A 1,035-nucleotide genomic window follows, 5' to 3' on the forward strand; every position below is an offset into this window, starting at 1 on the left:
GTGACCTGCCCGGGAACTTTCTACCACTGAGAACTTAACGTTCTGGTCTCGGTTGGTAAATTGTTTTGCAATCCTGTCACGAATTCATTCGGGGTCAGGTAGTTCAAACTGGAATGCGGTCGAACCGCATTGTAATGCTGCCTCCAGTCTTCAATAATTACGTTTCTCTTGAACCGCCCATTCCAGCAGCTTGGTGGCCACGAATTCCGGGCCGTTGTCGCTCCTGAGGTACTTTGGTGCCCCTCGCACACTGATCAGCTTGCTCAGTACATCAATGACTCGTTTGGAACGAATACTGCCTGCTACATCGATTGCCAGACATTCCCGAGTGTATTCATCCACAACAGTCAGGCATTTGATGGTTTGACCATTGGCACAGGCGTCATACACAAAATCGTAGCTCCAGACGGTGTTGCGTTGATCAGGCATCTTGGGCCGTGGCGCAGCGCTGGCAATCGCTCTACGCCGCTTCTTCTTGGCTGGCACCTGCAAGCCTGCTTGGCTCCAAAGCCTTGAACAACGCTCTTTGCCGATCTGAAGGCCTTCTCTGGCCAAGAACACTCGGATTCGTCTTGATCCAAATCTTGGGTATTGCCCTGACAGGCGCCTCATCACGTCAATCACCGGCAAGTCTCGACTGGGTATCTTGCGTTCGTAATACAGGCCTGATCGGGCTACTTGCATCAGCGTGCAGGCACGTCGTTGGCTCACTCCACGACCAATCGCGTAATGGGCCTGTTCAAGACGCGCTTGCGCGCTCACCACTTTTTTCTGTTGATTTCCTTGATTACCTCGATTTCAAGGTCACGGTCCACCAGCAGTTTGCGCAGCCTGGCGTTCTCGGCCTCCAGTGTCTTTAAGCGCCGGACCTCATCGGTTTCCAGATCCCCAAACTTCTTGCGCCATGCGTAAATCGTCGGTTTGCTAACACCGTGGCGTTTGGCCACTTCCACGACCGTGTCTTTGTCTGTTTCTCTCAGGATTCGAACAATCTGTTCATCACTGAATCGGGCTCGTTTCATGTCGTCTCTCACT

At 52.6% G+C, this 1,035-nt stretch carries 1 pseudogene; it reads right to left on the minus strand.

Annotated features, from left to right (window positions below):
• Positions 1–20: 20 nt before the first annotated feature.
• A pseudogene (locus NQT62_RS15310) lies at positions 21–1,022 on the minus strand (IS3 family transposase).
• Positions 1,023–1,035: the final 13 nt, after the last annotated feature.

This window comes from Limnobacter humi (assembly GCF_024518835.1).
In the GTDB taxonomy this organism is placed as follows: Bacteria; Pseudomonadota; Gammaproteobacteria; order Burkholderiales; family Burkholderiaceae_B; genus Limnobacter; species Limnobacter humi.